The sequence below is a fragment of the Ruegeria sp. E8 genome, from assembly GCF_056533985.1.
In genome coordinates this window covers 116,515-132,847 of the sequence record NZ_JBQFOY010000002.1, presented here as the reverse complement: position 1 = coordinate 132,847, position 16,333 = coordinate 116,515, and the positions used below count along the sequence as shown (strand labels likewise).

Genomic DNA, 16,333 nt, shown 5'->3' with positions numbered 1-16,333 from the left:
GAATACGTTTCAAATTACTCATCGATCATTCCCACTTTGGTCGACTATTTCTCACTAGCTAAGGCTGGTCCCTATCATCCGCTCCAAGTTCGCAACGACCTTAACCTGTCTCACTCCTTTTGGCGTACAGGGGTCAAATCGTTTGTTTACCCTGAGGGTAGCGAGGGGCGGAAAGCCTTGGAGGCTGTGGGTGTCTCAGTGATTGCCGAAAACGCTCAGCGGTTGGACAACGGAAAGTTGTTGCTGAATTCGTTATTCCTCAAAAGAGAGGTCGATGATGGCTAAGTTACCATTGTCTACCATCCCGGCAGGGAGGCGTAGCGAGGCGTCACGAGAAGCGCTCAAACAGCGAAGAAAAGCATATGAAGCCAGAAACGAGACCAAGCTTTGTTCAGTTTCGGGTTGTGGAAGTCATCGCTTAAAGGTTTCTGGTTATTGCCTAATTCACTATCGGCGCAACCGTGTGTACGGACACCCTACAGGCCGATTGCCAACCCAAGGTGAACTTAGAGCCCTAGAGGGTGCGATCAAAGATTGGCTGGAAGAAGACTATCTAACCTCGGACTTTGCCAAACGATCCTTTAAGTCCTCTTGGGGTTCAGCCCAGCGCACCATTACGCACAGCCCAGCCTATGCTCTGCCTTTCTTTGGGCTTGAGGGGGACATGGGTTACACCCAACGGGCAAAAGCCTGGGTGATAATCTCCAACTACGTCTACCGAGAGAAGAACTCTCTGTCTGATGCGATGGTCAGGTATATGGCCTGTCGTCTTTGGTCAGAGTTCCACTGGCAGATGCCCGAGGGTAAACGTGGGGTAGTCAAGACGCGGAACTTCTTTGTCGATACATGGGCAGGTAAGTTTGTCTTGGCAAACTCAGGGTTCACTAAGACCAAGACCGAGGAAAAGATCATCCGTTGGGAGAAGCCTTGGTATGTCTCAGATGATCCTATTCAGAACCAACCCCGACCTATCACAGAAAAGGTGACGAAGAAGGTCACCATCAACCGTTTTAAAGCTGGACCTATTGTCCGAGCTATTGGCGAAGAACTCCACGGCGCTGTCGATCATGCGATGGGCAAAGCGTGGTGTTCCGACCATCGCCTTCTTGCGAAGGCACACGAGGCTCTTGGCCTCACACTCACAAATTCTAAGAAAGAAGATACTACAAATGACAATTGAAAACATTAGCGCTGACGATATTGCAGCGGTCCCAAACAGCAATCTCCGCAACTCGGATGACTTCATCGCCACTACACGTGATGTAACCGCAGAGGAACGAGCAAAGGGGCACTTCAAAGAAGGCTCTACTTCAATCCCCGAACATGCGTTCAACAACAATCTGGATGTCGTGATCCGTGACGGGGTTCGTGTTCACTCTGGGGGTGAACTCCGACCCAACGATATCGTCAAGATCAATGGCGTTGAGATGGAATACGAGATGGCTCAATCCATCGGTGCAATCAGTGACGGGCAGTTTACTTCACCCCAAGAGAGTTTCCAGCAGGACGTTGAGAATGCACCAGAAGCCGAACCCGTGGATGACCGTCCAGAAGAAGCGAAGCTGCTTAGCGACCAATTTGAGTTGGCCTTTGGGCAGAACGGCGGTGAAGTTCTAAACATGATTGGCCAGAACATTGTCGAGAACGGCGAGTTGAGTGAAGACGGAATAGAGTTTCTCGACAAGAAAATGGGGGTCTCCGAACAGCGCTATCAAGAAGCGTACAATGAAATGCAAGAAGTCGGAGGTCAGGTCATCCAGAACTTCTTGAACATGGGGGATGGCCTCGAAGGTGAACGAATTGAGTTCCTCGTAAATCTTGCAGAAAACGGTACGCGCGATCAGCAAGCAATCGTTCGGAACGTTTGGTTCAAAGCCGCGACTGGTCAACTGTCACGAGATTCAGTAATCGACGCCTTCAACTATTTGTATGAACCCTATGCGTGATCCCATGAATGCAGAGAGCATTAAAAACGCTACCCAAGACGAACTCGAAGAACTCAACGGGTTACTCGTTCGCAAACTGATTGGGAAGATCAAGGAAGGTACCGCCACCGGTACCGACCTTTCTACTGCCGCTAAGCTGGTCAAGGAACATAAGGTTCAACCGATTGATCCTAGAGTTCCGGCTACGTCCTATGCCAGCCAGATTCCCGATACGGACTTGGATTTCCCTGTAGACGTCAACACTTAGGTTTAGCGAAATAAAGAGGGTTCGGGGCATCTAGTCAAAGGTCCGCTTTGAGCCCAATGTTACTGTCTCGTGCAATGCAACCAGTGTCGGCTAATCTAAGATACTAAGGATATTTCGGCGAGCGAAACGGGGACCTTTCGACTAATGGTTGCATTGGTTAGTACCCTCAGGCAACTTGCCGAGAAGAGGTGCCCGGTTATGTTCCCGCTCAACGACCCTACAGTTTTCTCTCTTGTCTTAGCGGGTGTGGCTCTTCTTTCAGCCGTGGCGTTTCGTTTTCGATGGAGGGTCCGTGCTCCACTTCTTATGGTGGCATTGGCGCTTCCGGCTGTTTTTTTGTGGTCTATTTCGCCAACCGGCCAATACGCCGGATTGGGGTATATGCTCACAATTGTTCCATCCATCGCACTACTAATTGTCGGCGCGGGTTGGGGAAGCATCATGAGATTGGCGCGGGTCTCTCGGTCGATTTCTGTTTCGGTTCCAGTTATCGTTGCCAGTACCTATTCCGGCTACGTACTTTGGCTCCAATACGTACCAAACACCTGTCTTGAACAATCTCTTCAAGTGGTCATTGCCGATGAAACCTTAATTCTTCCACCAGAATTGCGCCCCCGCCTTGAGAAGGGGGATGAAATTAACCATTTTGGTAGGTTGGAAAGGAAATCGGACTATTCACGTATTTGCCGGATTAGCCGTAGCGGCGAACAAGCAATCGATGTGGATGTAGTTTGGATAAACCCAGCGTCGAATTTCTCACGCCTGACCTCTGTCTGTGAGGGTGATGACGGGCCTAACTGGTGCAGCGGTTACTCCCCTTCTCCATACCGCCACATCGGGAAAGTTCTGATCGCACCAGATTCAGAGACTGGCTTTCCAATGCCCTACTGGAGAGAGGGAGGATCACTTAAAAAAGAGCGGCTAGGTGATCTGACCGAAGGTTCCGTTTGTTTATTACCGGAAGATGGAAGTAAAACTCAGTGCTGGGTTTGGCAACCATTTGGGAATGGCTCTCGTCTGACGGTCAGCACTAACAACTTGGACCCAACATTCATTGACATGCCGGTTGAACAAGCCCGTAGAATGGCAAACCAAGTGCTTGAGACTACGCTTTCCATTGTCACGCCGTAGGCGAATGCGCCAAGGTTTTTTTGGAATTTTTCAATTTGGACGTTGGGTTGTACGATTTGAACGGCGGATTGGTCCCGCGTAGCCGACCTTCGAGTCACCTCTGATTTCGCCTCACATCTACTTCGGCTGGGAAAGAACGCCCATCCGAATCGAATTCATTTGATCAAGGAAAACTATGAAAGAAGAAACTCCCACTGAGGGACTCTCAGTGGACTCAGAGCCACCCCAAACTACCTCAGAGTCCCAACCTATCACCAAACCCTTAACCCCGCTCAGTGAGTCTCTCAGGGGCTCTCTGGACGCACTGCCAGACGAAGCATTGTCCATCCTTGGTCCTGAGCTTTTTGACCAGGCCAACAAGGAACTGAACCGAAGTCATCAAACGAGAAGCTGTAATGACCGAAGTGGCATGATCTTTAGTGCCGTTGATGGCTACATGCGGTTTTTCTACCGCGATGATGAGAGTAGGGCGCGACACATGTACAAGAACATAGTCGGCTTGGTTTACCCATGCACCAAGTCGGACCTTGAGAGGCGGCGGTTGAACCAAGCGTTTGAAGATGGTTGGGCGAGTGGGGAGCTTGAGTTTCTGGCGAGGGTGCCGAGTGAGGACTTGGAGTTTTACAAAGATGCCTCTGCATTACTGGAGTGACAAAGGAATAGTTGAATTCCGCTGTGCGGACTTAGCTGCCGTTGAGTGTGAGCCAACGAATGTCAGCAATCAGATTCCGCGCCACGAAACAAAGATTTAGGCAATTATCTTGAATTGCACGCTATCGGTCCAGAAGCACCCTATGCCTTATCTGATTCATTGCCTTGAGTCTTTTGTACTTCGTTTTTGATCGTAACCTCGATTTTTTGCGGCTTCTCTTTTTCTGGCTTTCTGCCGTAAAGGTCTTTCCAACTCTTGATGCCAAACCAGGTCAACAAGCCAGCTAGACCAACGGCAAGCGCGAATATGAGAGCCCGGAGTGGATCAGTCTTCTCTGCAAAGGAGATCAAGCGGTCTAGCCGTGAAACAGTGACGTTGATGACTTTTCGCTCCGCGAGCGCTTTTTCTTCGCCAAGGCTCTCTCCCGCGCTAGTGGCAATAACATAAAGTGAAACCTCCAGTTGGTGCTGTCCGCTGCGCTTTGGTGAAACCTCCCAATCCCAACGGGTCGGATTCAATTTCGACAACTCACGCCTTTGTCTTCCGCTTGGGGTGATTTCAAACGCCGGACCAACAATCTCGGCTTCCATGATGAGAGATATAGGGGTTTTACCTTCGACTGGGGCACCTGGCAGCGCCATTAGCTCCGCCGAAAAATCAGTCTGCCCTGTTGTGTCGATCACTAGGGCAATCGTTTGCGGTTCAGATACCGCCATCTCTTGAGGTGCATTGAAGGCGTATTCAGCCCTTTCGAGATCGGAGAAAAGTGCCCTGTCTAAACACGGACCAGTCACTCCGAGTTTTACGCAACGGTCGTCAGGTGAAGTAGGACCGCCTCCACAGCCAGGCCCGGGGCAATTTAAGCTACAGAGTTCAGGGTTCAGAATACAGACGCTTGGATTCGGAAATGGCGGACGAGGTATGACCGGGCCGCATTGCTCACCGGGGCCACAATCCGGGGACCCACATTCAAATGCTATTGTACCATCTCCGCCAGAGATGGTTGAGCTACACTCTCCGTTGGTGGGTATGGAACCCACTTCAACGCCTGTTTCATTGGCCCAACGCTTTGTTGGCAACACTCCAAAGACCAACACAGGAAGACAAACTGCGATGGCAAGTGTCCAAAGAAAAAATTTTCTGGGCTTCATCGATGCCCTCAAAATATGAATGCAAGCATGCTTACATGGTTTAGGCCTTGTAGACTTCCCACCTTTTCAAGGATAACGGCATTAATGTGTCGCAGCCAATGGATTATTAGCCTACCCGTTGGACACACAGATTACCGGATATTCGTGCTTTCGCCCAGCATTGGTAAATTTGGGCTCTTTGCGGTCATTGCATGTTGAGTAGACGGGAGGGTCCTTCCACAAACCCTCCATTGACCCACAGTGATCAAAGGGAAACTTAAAGTCACCGTGCGGTTATTGCCTCGGTAGTCCGACGCTTTTTCTAGTTCAACTTACCATTCCCAAGCTGAGTCAATCTGACTCACCCTTACATGTACGGGTTGACCGGCCCGATTCCGTTACAGTAACAGTCGTACTCGCAGTACCTAACTGTGCGAAGAACCTAAGAGGGTCACGCGGTGAAAGACACCAAGTTTACAGTGCGTTAGACGGAATGTTGACACGCGGTTTGCTTGAGGTCGCTGTGGGGTAACTCCCGTGGAAGTTCGAGTCTTCTCGACCGCACCAAACATTCTACTAAGTTGAAGTTTCTCATCTGCAAGTTTGCGTGACGCGCTGGCATTGCGCCTGGGGTTTCACCTCCTTGCACCGTGCAGAGAGTGCAGAATTGGCTCCTTTGGTCTGTCCACTTGCAATGCAATTCCGCCGCCCGTAACAAAGCTGCGTGCCGGGATGCGCGCGATATGTCTGCAATGATGCGTTTTTTCCCATTATTCTGAACTTGCAGACCACGGTTGCGGGCAGTTGCGATGAGACTTGTCATATCCACGATGAAAGACGAGGGGCCGTTCATCCTGGAGTGGATTGCATACTATCTCTCGATCGGATTCACGCATTTCATCGTCAATTCGAACGACTGTTCAGACGGCACAGACGCGATCCTCAAACGATGTGAGGAACTGGGTTTTCTGGCACATATCGACAATCCAAGGCCGTGGAAGCACGGGCCTCAGGCATCTGCCTATGCGAATGCAATGGAACATCCATGGTATTCCGAGGCCGAATGGATTTTGGTCTGCGATGTTGACGAATTCTTCGATATTCGCATCGGTGAAGGCTCACTTGATGATCTTTTCCGCACCTTTCCACATGCGGATGGGTTTGCCGCAACATGGCAAATGTTCGGGCACAACAGGATCGTTGAGTTCGAAGACAAGCTCGTTGTCGAACAGTTTACATCCGCAGGAGAGTTGGGTGTGGTCACGCCGCAGAATGTGCGCGCCTTCAAGTCCCTGACCCGCAATAATGGGGCCTATCGTGCGATCAACACACATCGTCCGCGCGGCCCTATTGCTGGTAAGGCCGAGAAGTTTGCGTGGTTAGACGGTGACGGGGATCCCTTACCGCCCGCGATGCGTCGGCACGGCTGGTCTCATACGACAACCGGGGCGGCCTTTGGACAGCAGTTTTTCCGGATGAATCACTATGCTGTTCGATCCATAGAGAGTTACCTGATGAAGCGGTTGCGAGGGGACGTGAACACCACCGCGTTTCACCCCAAGATGGAAGCAACGGGGCAAGCCTATTGGCACATGCACTGCTTCAACGTCGTTGAAGAAACATCGATCCTGTCCAAGTTGGATCACCTCCGAAAAACATATGAAGAATTGCGCGCGGATCCTGTTTTGGCGGATTTGCACGACAAGGCCGTCTCTTATCACAAGCGCCGCATCTCAGAGATACGTGAAACAGAGGCCGCGCAAGGGTTTATCGATCGGTACAAGAACTTTGGTGGCGGGCGATATGTGAAGGCGCTGGATCTGGGCGTGATGGAGGAAGCGGATCTTTCCTTTGATGCAGCGACATTCAGAGATCCAGAAGTTACTTTTGCACAGGTCGCGAAATGGACGCGTTTGGGCAAGATGTCCAAACCCGAATACTCGAGACCGTACAGCTATCCGTGGTTTGCCCGGTTGGATTCACTGGGTACGTCAATGAATTGCGAAGAAGCAGCTTTGCAACACGCAAAAATCACCGATGCAAAGCAGGTGGACTTACCGTTTGACCCGAAAGACCCAGCGCTCCTGCCGTCGGTGTCTCCGGAGATTGAAAGAACAAAAAAACAGCGTCAGAGGTTTTTGCGATCGATTAGTGGCAAGAAGAAATGGGTATTGATCGGGCATGTCGAAACCGAAATCGTTGACGAAATACTTGCTTTAGACGCGGTCGAACAATTGACGATCATCGGGCCATGGGGTCTGTCTTGGGATACCTTCACCTGCAAGGATGCAACGCAGGACCCTGATCTACAGGCATTGGATCGCACGTTTTATGCATTGCTTGAATACTTCCGTGAACCGATTGTCGCAGGGCGTCTCAGGGTCTACAGGGCGTTGCCGCCTTTGATGCTGAAGCTGTTCGAGGATCACAGCGTTGGCGTCGTGGTCATTCGTGGCGTTCGCGCTGAACGTGTGATGCTTCAATTGTTGAGACGGATCGACAGGGTTCTGGCCCCGGGCGGCAGTATCGCCTTTACATCCTACAGGCGGGGCAAAGGGTCATATTCGGGCATGTCAACGGCGATTAACCGTTTTCTTGCGAGTAAGGCGAGCAGTTACAGGATCACCAGCCTGGAACCACCGTGGCTTGGGATCGACAAATTACCACCGCTTACCAAAGAATAGCCCAAGCTGCTGGCTCTTGCGCTGTTGGCGTGGTAGCGATCTAGAAAAGAACAAAGCGGGACAAAAGCGGGACAGTTGCATCCGTCGATGCCTGTCACGCATGCAGGACGAGGTCGAGATGGCAAACGAACCCCAAATTATTGGTGCCGCGCCGGGGCGCAAGAGCAAACCTCAGGCTGACAAGGCGACCAAGCGCAAGAATACAAAGGATGCGATCCGTCGCACATTCCTGTCGCGCCTTCCCAAGGGTGGCGTGGCGGTTGAGATCGGCGTCTGGCAAGGTGAGTTCTCACCGACCATCCTGAAGCTGATCGAGCCCAGCCAACTGTTTCTGATCGACCCCTGGAAGCATATCGGTGAGGAATCGCACACAACTGCTTTTGTAGGCCGAACCGAAGACGAAAAGATGGAGGCCATCTTTCAGAAAGTCGTCAAATCATTCGAGAATGAGATCGAAGAAGGCAAGGTCGGCATCATCCGCGACTTTTCGGTGCCCGCGCTTGAGCTTTTCGACGATGAAAGCATCTCGTTCGCTTATGTTGACGGGGACCATTCCTATGAAGGCGTGACTGCTGACTTGGCCGCGTTGTTTCCTAAGATCAAACCGGGTGGGATCATGGCATTCGACGATTACCACCGCCGCGGTTGGTGGGGCGATGGCGTGATCCGCGCGGTTAACGAGTTTCTGGGCAAGCACCCCCGACAACTGCGTATCCGGGCGATTGCCGGCGCGCAGATCGCCATAGAAAAGATCGTCCCGCAGAAGGACAGCAAAGGTCAGGGCGACTAGACGCGGGGGTAGGCGACGACGATGGAAAAGCCTGAAAAGATCCTCATCTCTGCGATGAAAAACGAAGGCCCCTATATTCTGGAATGGGTGGCCCATCACAAGGTGCTGGGGTTTGACCGGATCATTGTCTACACCAATGACTGTACGGACGGCACAAACCAGATACTCCGCCGTTTGCAGGACTTGGGCCATGTGGAATTTCACAGGAACCGTGTCGGAACCGGTGGCATTCACAGATCTGCGCTGAGGCAGGCGCGACGCTTGCCTGTCGTGAAAGAGGCGAAATGGATTTACGTCGGTGACGCCGATGAATTCCTGAACATTCACGCCGGAAATCATAAGGTTGATGACCTGATCGAGGCGACACCGGGCGTAGATGTCATTTCCATCCCTTGGAAGATATTTTCCAACAGTGGCCGGCATGTGTTGCGCGACACTCCTGTGACACGGCAATTTTGGGATGGCGAACTGGATTTCGAACAGGGCGGGGCAGGGCGTCGATTTGTCAAATCCCTGTTCCGGCAGGGCGATTTTTATCTGCGCTACGGGCTGCATAACCCGCATCCCCAGCCTGAACTTCAGGCGGGCATGTTTCGATCCGTGCCCGGTGGTCATGCCGTAGAACCTGCGCCGTTCGGGAACCACGTCTCACCGCCCTTTGGTTTTGAGGTTGCGCAGATCAACCACTATGCCGTGAGGTCCACCCAGGCCTATTTGGCCAAGCGCAGCCGGGGCAGAGCAAATCATTCGTCTCAGACGCTGGGAACCGAATACTGGGACCGCTGGAACCGAGGTGGAGCGAAAGACGAAACGATCCTGCGATACAAGGACGAGGTTGACGCCGTGCTGGAAGAGTTTCGTTCCGACGACCGGCTCAAACGGTTGCACCGAAAGTCGTTCCGCTGGCACAAAGCGCTGATTAACGATCTGCTGAAACAACCGGACTATCATGAATTGTATCAGAAGCTGTTGGCTAAACCGGCGGTGGAGTTTGTCAGAAAGGACCGCATCGTGCGGGAACGGCTTTCTGCCGAGACGCCCCCAGTGTCCGGCGAACACAGTCCAGAAATCTGACTGAGCGTACTTGGGAGAATTGAGTTAATGGTTTCTGATCGCTCTCTGCCTACGATTGGGATGTTGTGGCTAGAAGGCCCGCTGAGTTTTCTGGAACAACTATGTCTGCTCTCCTTTGTGGCAAATGGCCACAAGGTGGTCCTTTTCCATTACGGTGAAGTCGAAAATGTCCCCGAAGGCATAGAACTTGTGTCGGCAAATGAAATTCATGAGCCGCAAAAGTTCATTGTGAATAGCCAGTTTAAGACACCTGTGCCGCAGTCAGACATATTCAGATTACAACTGTTGAAAAAGACAGATTTTCTGTGGTGCGATACGGATGTCGTTTCCCTGGCTCCTATTCCACAGGCTGACCATATTTTTGGTTTCTTTAACAAAAAGACGATCTGTAACGCCGTTATGCGGTTGCCTTCGGACAGCCCGGCACTTCAGGCTTACATGGATTACAGCCTCGACCCGTTTCCGATCCGGCCTTGGGTCGAGGGTGAGCAGCGCGAAGCACTTGAACGGCAGAAGGCGGCCGGGAAATTGCCACATGCATCAGACCAGGATCATAGCGTTTACGGACCGGGCGTGTTGACTTGGTACTTGCGGCATTACGGTGGAATTGAGCATGCCAGCCCCGTTCCCGTTTTCTATCCGCTGCCGTTCCGGCAAACCGGTGAGGCGAATGATATCCCTGCACGCCAGTTTCGACGGAAGTACCTGACTGACGAAACACTTGCCGTGCACCTGTGGGGGCGCCGAATGCGCTGGTGGATCGCTAAGGGTGTGAAGCGACACTCTTTCCTCGATCGCAGGTTGCGCGGCCTTGGGATCAACCCAGGCCATGCGCCTTTGCCGCGAAAAGGCAAACATTCCCCCAAGGCAATCCAATTTCCATCTGATCTTGAGGACCTTAGGATCAGTAAGGAAGACATTAGCAAAGCCACAAAGGGAGCGATGTCGGTGGCACAGGTGACGTCGGCGGAACCCTACTTGAAAGTGGCTCAGCGGGAGCTGGACAAGATTAGAGAGCGCGACCTCTACGGCGTGGCTCGAGCGCCATTAGCGGGGCATCAGCGCGGTTGGGATCATTATGCGAACGATGCAGCCCGGCTGAATGCCTTGTCGTTGTCGCTGTCTCGTTTCGCAAACAACCAGCGCTATTTGCCGGACCTTTCGAATCCAAAGACAATCACCGAAAAGCTGTTGGTCATGAAATTGTTTGCGGAGATGCCCAAGGTTTCGGCAGCTGATAAGCTAACGGCAGAAAGCTATGTGCCGGAACCCGCGGATCGGTTGCTGACACCCGTGAAACGGTATTGGATTTCTCCTGCGACAGAGCTTCCGGAAAAGCTGGATCTTGAACCGGGCAACTATTGGCTGAAGTGCAACAACAGCCAGGGCCAAAATCATCGCATGACGTGGCCGCTGAATGAAGATGACCGCAAACTAGCAAATGAAAAGCTTCTGAATTGGAGCAAAAAGCCGCTTCCACATGGATTTTGGGCCGCGGAATGGTGGTATTCGACAATCGATACCCAGTTCTTTCTTGAGGAGGATCTCGCCGCTGAAGGCGAAGATATCATCGACTGGAAATTCTGGGTAGTAGCCGGTCGCGTACAACTCGTTCAGGTGGACCGGGATCGGTCGCGCGGGCACGTGCAGATGATCCACGATCGAGAGTATAACTTCATCCCCAAAGAGTTGTACTTCAAAACGAGTGAAGACACAGAGCCGCGGCCAAAGCGATACGACGACATGGTTCAAATCGCCGAAGCGATTGGTCGACGAGTGGAATTTGCGCGCGTAGACTTGTACGCCACCGGCGACAAGATTTACCTAGGTGAAATCACACTTTGCCCATTTGGAGGAAAGCGTCAGATGCGCGCGCCGGAACTTGATGTTCAACTGGGTCAGGCTTGGACCGGAACGCGGCTGTTTCCTGATTGAAGCCAGGCGGCACCGTGATCTCAAAAGGTGCCGCAGTCGTTGGCCGGATTTGCCCAAGCAGCTATTCGACCGCAATTTCCTGACGCAGCTTTCCGGTCGTTTTGTCAAAGATCAGAACGCGGTTGTCATCGGTGACGACCGCGTACCAGTTTGCGCCGATCGTCAGGGCTTGCGCGCGTGCACCGTCCGGCAATTCAATCTGCTCCGGCAGTTTGGGGGTACGGTCCGATAGGCGGATGACAATCAGGCCGAATGTCACTAGAACGCCGCCAATCATCACCGCGGTCAACAGCATGACCATCCGCCGCAGCAATCGCAGCTGTGGTGTTTCCTGCGGTTCTTGGGGTTCGGAAGGGACAGTCATGGGCACCCGCCAGATAGAGTTTCAGATTGCGGCTGATCCGCCACCTCGCCTTGATAAGGCGCTTTCCCGGGATGTGCCAGACGGGGAAAATCTGTCGCGTACCCGGCTGGCCCGCCTGATCGAAGAGGGCGCTGTTCAGATCGACGGAACCGAAGCACGCGACCCCAAGGCGAAGGTGCCCGAGGGCGCTCGGGTCACGATTATCGTGGCCGAGGCCGAGGACAGCCATATCGGCCCCGAAGATATCTCGCTTGAGGTCGTTTTTGAGGACTCAGATGTCATCGTCGTCAACAAGCCAGCGGGTATGGTCGTTCATCCTGCTCCGGGGTCGCCCAGCGGTACCTTGGTGAACGCCTTGCTGCACCATTGCGGCGATGATCTATCGGGTGTCGGCGGCGTGAAACGCCCTGGTATCGTGCATCGGATCGACAAGGAGACCAGTGGGCTTCTTGTGGTCGCGAAGTCAGACGCGGCGCATCACGGTTTGGCCGAGCAGTTCGCGGCGCATAGTGCTGAACGTTATTATCGCGCGGTCTGTTACGGGGTGCCGGATGCAAATGACCCTCGCCTGCGCGGAGTCAAAGGCGTCAATTTCGAGCCCGGCAACATCATGCGCGTGACAACTCAGCTTGCGCGGCACAAGACCGACCGACAGCGGCAAGCTGTTCTGTTCCACGGGGGACGCCATGCGGTGACGCGCGCGCGTGTTGTCGAAAGTTTTGGTAATCCTGCGGGTCTTGCTCTGATCGAATGCTGGCTTGAAACCGGCCGAACCCATCAAATCCGCGTGCATATGGCCCATGCGGGGCATGGGTTGGTGGGCGATCCAGTCTATGGCGGCAAGCGGAAACTGGCTGGCAGAGCGTTTTCCACGGTTGCAGCCGATGCTGTTCGCGATTTTCCGCGACAGGCGCTGCACGCTGCCGTTCTCGGGTTTGAACATCCGGTGACAGGTGAAAATCTGCGGTTCGAGGCCGAGTTGCCGCAAGATATGCAAAACCTGATAGCAGGGTTGCGCACACCACTGTCATAATAAGCAAAGTCCTGTGAATAAGGGCTTTTTACCTTTTCTTAACGTAAGATTAATTTCAGACTGTTAGCAGCACCTCTTGAATAGGCAGGGTTCCTTACCCATATCCTATGTTAAAGACTTAAACATTTGTCGGAGGGACATCATAATGGCAAATTACGCAAATCTCCCCGCACCGACGCCCGAGGGCGGCCTGAATCGCTATATGCAGGAAATTCGTAAGTTTCCCCTGTTGGAGCCGGAAGAAGAATACATGCTGGCCAAACGTTGGGTCGAAGAACAGGATACCGAAGCGGCGCATAAGATGGTGACGTCTCACCTGCGTCTGGCGGCTAAAATCGCGATGGGTTATCGCGGCTATGGATTGCCGCAGGCCGAAGTTATTTCCGAGGCCAATGTGGGCCTGATGCAGGCCGTGAAACGGTTTGATCCCGAAAAGGGATTCCGCCTGGCAACCTATGCCATGTGGTGGATCCGGGCCTCGATCCAGGAGTACATCCTGCGGTCCTGGTCATTGGTGAAACTTGGCACCACGTCGGCTCAGAAAAAGCTGTTTTTCAACCTGCGCAAAGCCAAGGCCCGTATCGGGGCGCTGGAAGAGGGTGATCTGCGCCCGGAAAACGTCAAACAGATCGCCAATGATCTGGGTGTGACCGAAGAAGAAGTGATCAGCATGAACCGCCGGATGTCCGGTGGGGATGCATCGCTGAACGCCACGGTCGGCTCCGAAGGCGAAGGTACGATGCAATGGCAGGACTGGCTTGAGGATGAAGATGCCGATCAGGCCGGTGACTACGAAGCGCGCGATGAGCTGGAAGCGCGCCGGGAATTGCTGTCAGCCGCTCTGGACGTGCTGAATGATCGGGAAAAAGACATCCTGACCCAGCGCAGATTGCTGGATCAACCGGTAACGCTGGAAGATCTCAGCACGCAGTACAACGTCAGCCGCGAGCGTATTCGCCAGATCGAGGTGCGCGCGTTTGAGAAACTGCAAAAGAAAATGCGCGACCTGGCTCGTGAAAAAGGGATGCTGGGCGTCAGCTGACCGAAACACCAGCCCGCAATCGCTGCGGGCTGGTTTTTTTGCCTTACACGAAAACAAAATCGCCTTCGATTTCTTCAAAACTGGTGATCCTGTCAAATCCGGACAGATCAATCTCGCCGTTGCCGGCGCGAAGCTTCAGTCGCGCCCATCCCCATTTACGAACTTATCCTTGTTATGCCCATCGATGGAGTTGCTACGGGGGAGATAGGGAAACGGATCTTGAAAGGTGAATGAGTGGCGGTAGTGCCGCTTGTATGTTACGGGGAAGGCAAGCTTTATTTCGATGACATATTGCCAGAGTCAGGTCGTGAAGTTTTGCGATCACCCAGTGCAACGGCGCTGGTAAACAGGGAGAGTGCGATGCAAAAACCGGTTCAGTTTGGTGTTTTGGGTGCAGCCAAATTCGCGCGCGAGTACATGGCCCCTGCGATACATGCATCAAACGGGGCGCGTTTGGCCGCTTTGGCAACCTCCGATGCCGCTAAGGCTGATCCCTTTCTGTCCTATTGCCCTGACTTGCAGGTGTTCGATACCTACGATGCCCTGTTGGCAGATCCCGGGATCGACGCGGTCTATATTCCGCTACCGAACCACATGCATCTGGAATGGAGCCTGAAGGCGCTGGAGGCAGGCAAGCACGTCTTGTGCGAAAAGCCCATGACCATGAAGGCGGATGAGTTTGACGTATTGATCCAAAAACGGGACGAAAGCGGCCTGCTTGCCGCCGAGGCTTACATGATCGTGCATCACCCCCAATGGCAATTGGCCCGTAAGCTGATTGCGGATGGCGCTATAGGAAAACTGGTGCATGTGACTGGCGCGTTCAGTTTCGACAATCGTACGGACATTCAGAACATCCGAAACCGAGCCGAGACCGGCGGTGGCGGATTGCGTGATATCGGTGTCTATGTGATCGGCGGCGCGCGTTTTGCCACCGGGCAAGAACCTGTTTCGGTTCAGTCTGCAATACGTTGGCAGAATGGTATCGACGTCTTTACCGAAATACGTGCTCAGTTCCCCGAGTTTACCTATTCCAGCTACGTGTCCATCCGGATGCATCCCCATCAGGAGATGGTGTTTCACGGAGAGGCCGGACTGATCCGCCTGACAACCCCTTTCAACGCGCGTGTGTTCGGCGAGGCTCGGGTCGAGCTACACCGTCCGGGGCTGGAAGTGCAGGTCACCAGGTTCCCTGCAACAGATCATTACAAGCTTCAGGTCGAGGCCTTCTGCCGGTCTGTCCGGGAAGGAGAGGAGTACCCTTGTCCGCTGGAATTCTCACGCGGGACACAAGAGGTGATTGACCGCGTGTTCGATGGGGCCGTTTCGCTGTAACTTGCTCTTTTCACTTAGGCTCGGTTATTCTGCCAATCACCCTTTCAGGAGATGACCCATGGCCGGAGGCTGGGCGCGCGATGGCGCGGTGAGTGAACAGATCGAAGCGTCGATTTCTGACGAACTGGCACGGATGCAGGCCCAAAAGCGACCCGTCGGCGAAAGCCTGACCCATTGTGCCGAATGCGAAGAACCAATCCCTGAAAAGCGGCGGGTGGCCTTGCCGGGAGTAAAGCTCTGCCTGGATTGTCAGCAGGAGCGGGACGGCACGTTCAGGGCGCGCGGAGGGATAAACCGGCGTGGATCGAAGGATAGTCAACTACGCTAGTTTTGGTTTTTCGAGAGAAGGTTGAACCGCGAACACTCTGTCCCGCTTCGGGCTTGCGGAATAATCGCTATCCTAGTTGTTTTTAGTGTTTCGCAAAAGCTTTTGACTGGCGAATTTGGATGCGGCCTAATCTTGTGATAGGTTTCGTGTTACTTGTTTGATCGATTTAGGTAGATGGAAATGATTAACTCTGTGCGTCTTTACGTGGCAAACTTTCTTGTCCTTTTTTTACTCTCTGCTTGTATCAACTATGCAGATTATTCGTTGGAGGCCTATACACAGGCTACCGAAATGAAGGCAAAGTCCCTGGCTTTTGTTGATAAAACCAGTGGCAGCTATGCTTCTCAAAAACAGGCCGCCGATCAGATCATGTTGGATCTGGACAAGGCTTATGAATTTGCCAACGGTATCCAAAATAACAACGAAGCGGCACAAATGTGGGCACTTCTTCGCGACCCCAACAAAAAATTTGTTGGTGGCTTGATTGCGTTTTGGAGAGACCAGCAATCTTCTGGGTTGAGCAAAGGTTTCCGGACCGAATACAAACAAAACATATCGGATGTGTTCGACCGGTTGATCTGTCTCGAAGCGAATAAACGCGAAGCGACCACCTGTCCTGAAATTAAATGAAAGCTAATTTGA

15 protein-coding genes are annotated in these 16,333 nt (G+C 53.0%); 13 read left to right on the top strand and 2 right to left on the bottom strand.

Features of this window, described 5'->3' with window-relative positions:
- Positions 1 to 274: 274 nt before the first annotated feature.
- The 4 genes from ACR0LF_RS04250 to ACR0LF_RS04235 all read left to right on the top strand — a co-directional run bounded on the left by ACR0LF_RS04250 (position 275) and on the right by ACR0LF_RS04235 (position 3,324).
- On the top strand, positions 275 to 1,180 hold the full coding sequence (locus tag ACR0LF_RS04250) for a hypothetical protein (RefSeq protein ID WP_480856050.1): 906 nt from the start codon (positions 275 to 277) through the stop codon (positions 1,178 to 1,180).
- The gene (locus ACR0LF_RS04245; protein ID WP_480575436.1) at positions 1,170 to 1,946 is read left to right on the top strand and encodes a hypothetical protein; all 777 of its coding nucleotides are present in this window, start codon (positions 1,170 to 1,172) and stop codon (positions 1,944 to 1,946) included. The genes ACR0LF_RS04250 and ACR0LF_RS04245 overlap by 11 nt, the downstream gene beginning before the upstream one ends.
- 4 nt (positions 1,947 to 1,950) lie before the next feature.
- The gene (locus tag ACR0LF_RS04240) at positions 1,951 to 2,193 is read left to right on the top strand and encodes a hypothetical protein (protein ID WP_480856048.1); all 243 of its coding nucleotides are present in this window, start codon (positions 1,951 to 1,953) and stop codon (positions 2,191 to 2,193) included.
- Positions 2,194 to 2,391: 198 nt separating this feature from the next.
- Entirely contained in the window at positions 2,392 to 3,324 is a 933-nt protein-coding gene (locus ACR0LF_RS04235) for a hypothetical protein (RefSeq protein ID WP_480575430.1), read from the top strand.
- A 792-nt stretch (positions 3,325 to 4,116) separates the two neighbouring features.
- Here ACR0LF_RS04235 and ACR0LF_RS04230 read toward each other — a convergent pair.
- Positions 4,117 to 4,659, bottom strand: coding sequence for a hypothetical protein (locus ACR0LF_RS04230; protein WP_480575427.1), 543 nt, complete (start codon positions 4,657 to 4,659; stop codon positions 4,117 to 4,119).
- A 1,256-nt stretch (positions 4,660 to 5,915) separates the two neighbouring features.
- Between ACR0LF_RS04230 and ACR0LF_RS04225 the strand changes: the two genes are divergently transcribed.
- The 4 genes from ACR0LF_RS04225 (at position 5,916) to ACR0LF_RS04210 (ending at position 11,589) form a co-directional block, all read left to right on the top strand.
- A complete protein-coding gene (locus ACR0LF_RS04225) occupies positions 5,916 to 7,790 on the top strand; it encodes a glycosyltransferase family 2 protein (protein ID WP_480575424.1) in 1,875 nt (624 codons plus the stop codon).
- A 118-nt stretch (positions 7,791 to 7,908) separates the two neighbouring features.
- Positions 7,909 to 8,580: a class I SAM-dependent methyltransferase gene (locus ACR0LF_RS04220; protein ID WP_480575421.1), complete on the top strand. Its 672-nt coding sequence runs from the start codon at positions 7,909 to 7,911 to the stop codon at positions 8,578 to 8,580.
- A 21-nt stretch (positions 8,581 to 8,601) separates the two neighbouring features.
- A complete protein-coding gene (locus ACR0LF_RS04215) occupies positions 8,602 to 9,654 on the top strand; it encodes a glycosyltransferase family 2 protein (protein WP_480575418.1) in 1,053 nt (350 codons plus the stop codon).
- Between the two features lie 27 nt (positions 9,655 to 9,681).
- Positions 9,682 to 11,589 carry an ATP-grasp fold amidoligase family protein gene (locus ACR0LF_RS04210; protein WP_480575415.1) on the top strand — a complete coding sequence of 636 codons (1,908 nt, stop codon included), beginning with the start codon at positions 9,682 to 9,684 and terminating at the stop codon, positions 11,587 to 11,589.
- A 61-nt stretch (positions 11,590 to 11,650) separates the two neighbouring features.
- Here the strand turns inward: ACR0LF_RS04210 and ACR0LF_RS04205 are convergent, their stop codons facing one another.
- On the bottom strand, positions 11,651 to 11,953 hold the full coding sequence (locus ACR0LF_RS04205; protein WP_480575412.1) for a DUF6476 family protein: 303 nt from the start codon (positions 11,951 to 11,953) through the stop codon (positions 11,651 to 11,653).
- Between ACR0LF_RS04205 and ACR0LF_RS04200 the strand changes: the two genes are divergently transcribed.
- From ACR0LF_RS04200 to ACR0LF_RS04180, 5 genes are all read left to right on the top strand, one after another.
- Complete coding sequence (locus tag ACR0LF_RS04200; RefSeq protein WP_480575409.1) at positions 11,952 to 12,986, top strand: RluA family pseudouridine synthase; 1,035 nt, start codon at positions 11,952 to 11,954, stop codon at positions 12,984 to 12,986. The genes ACR0LF_RS04205 and ACR0LF_RS04200 overlap by 2 nt on opposite strands.
- A 145-nt stretch (positions 12,987 to 13,131) precedes the next feature.
- Positions 13,132 to 14,028 (top strand): RNA polymerase sigma factor RpoH, encoded by an 897-nt coding sequence (gene rpoH / locus ACR0LF_RS04195; RefSeq protein WP_480575406.1) that lies wholly within the window; start codon positions 13,132 to 13,134, stop codon positions 14,026 to 14,028.
- Between the two features lie 360 nt (positions 14,029 to 14,388).
- Positions 14,389 to 15,363 (top strand): Gfo/Idh/MocA family protein, encoded by a 975-nt coding sequence (locus ACR0LF_RS04190; protein WP_480575403.1) that lies wholly within the window; start codon positions 14,389 to 14,391, stop codon positions 15,361 to 15,363.
- Between the two features lie 58 nt (positions 15,364 to 15,421).
- Positions 15,422 to 15,691: a DksA/TraR family C4-type zinc finger protein gene (locus tag ACR0LF_RS04185; RefSeq protein ID WP_480575401.1), complete on the top strand. Its 270-nt coding sequence runs from the start codon at positions 15,422 to 15,424 to the stop codon at positions 15,689 to 15,691.
- A 174-nt stretch (positions 15,692 to 15,865) separates the two neighbouring features.
- Positions 15,866 to 16,321, top strand: coding sequence for a hypothetical protein (locus ACR0LF_RS04180; protein ID WP_480575398.1), 456 nt, complete (start codon positions 15,866 to 15,868; stop codon positions 16,319 to 16,321).
- Positions 16,322 to 16,333: the final 12 nt, after the last annotated feature.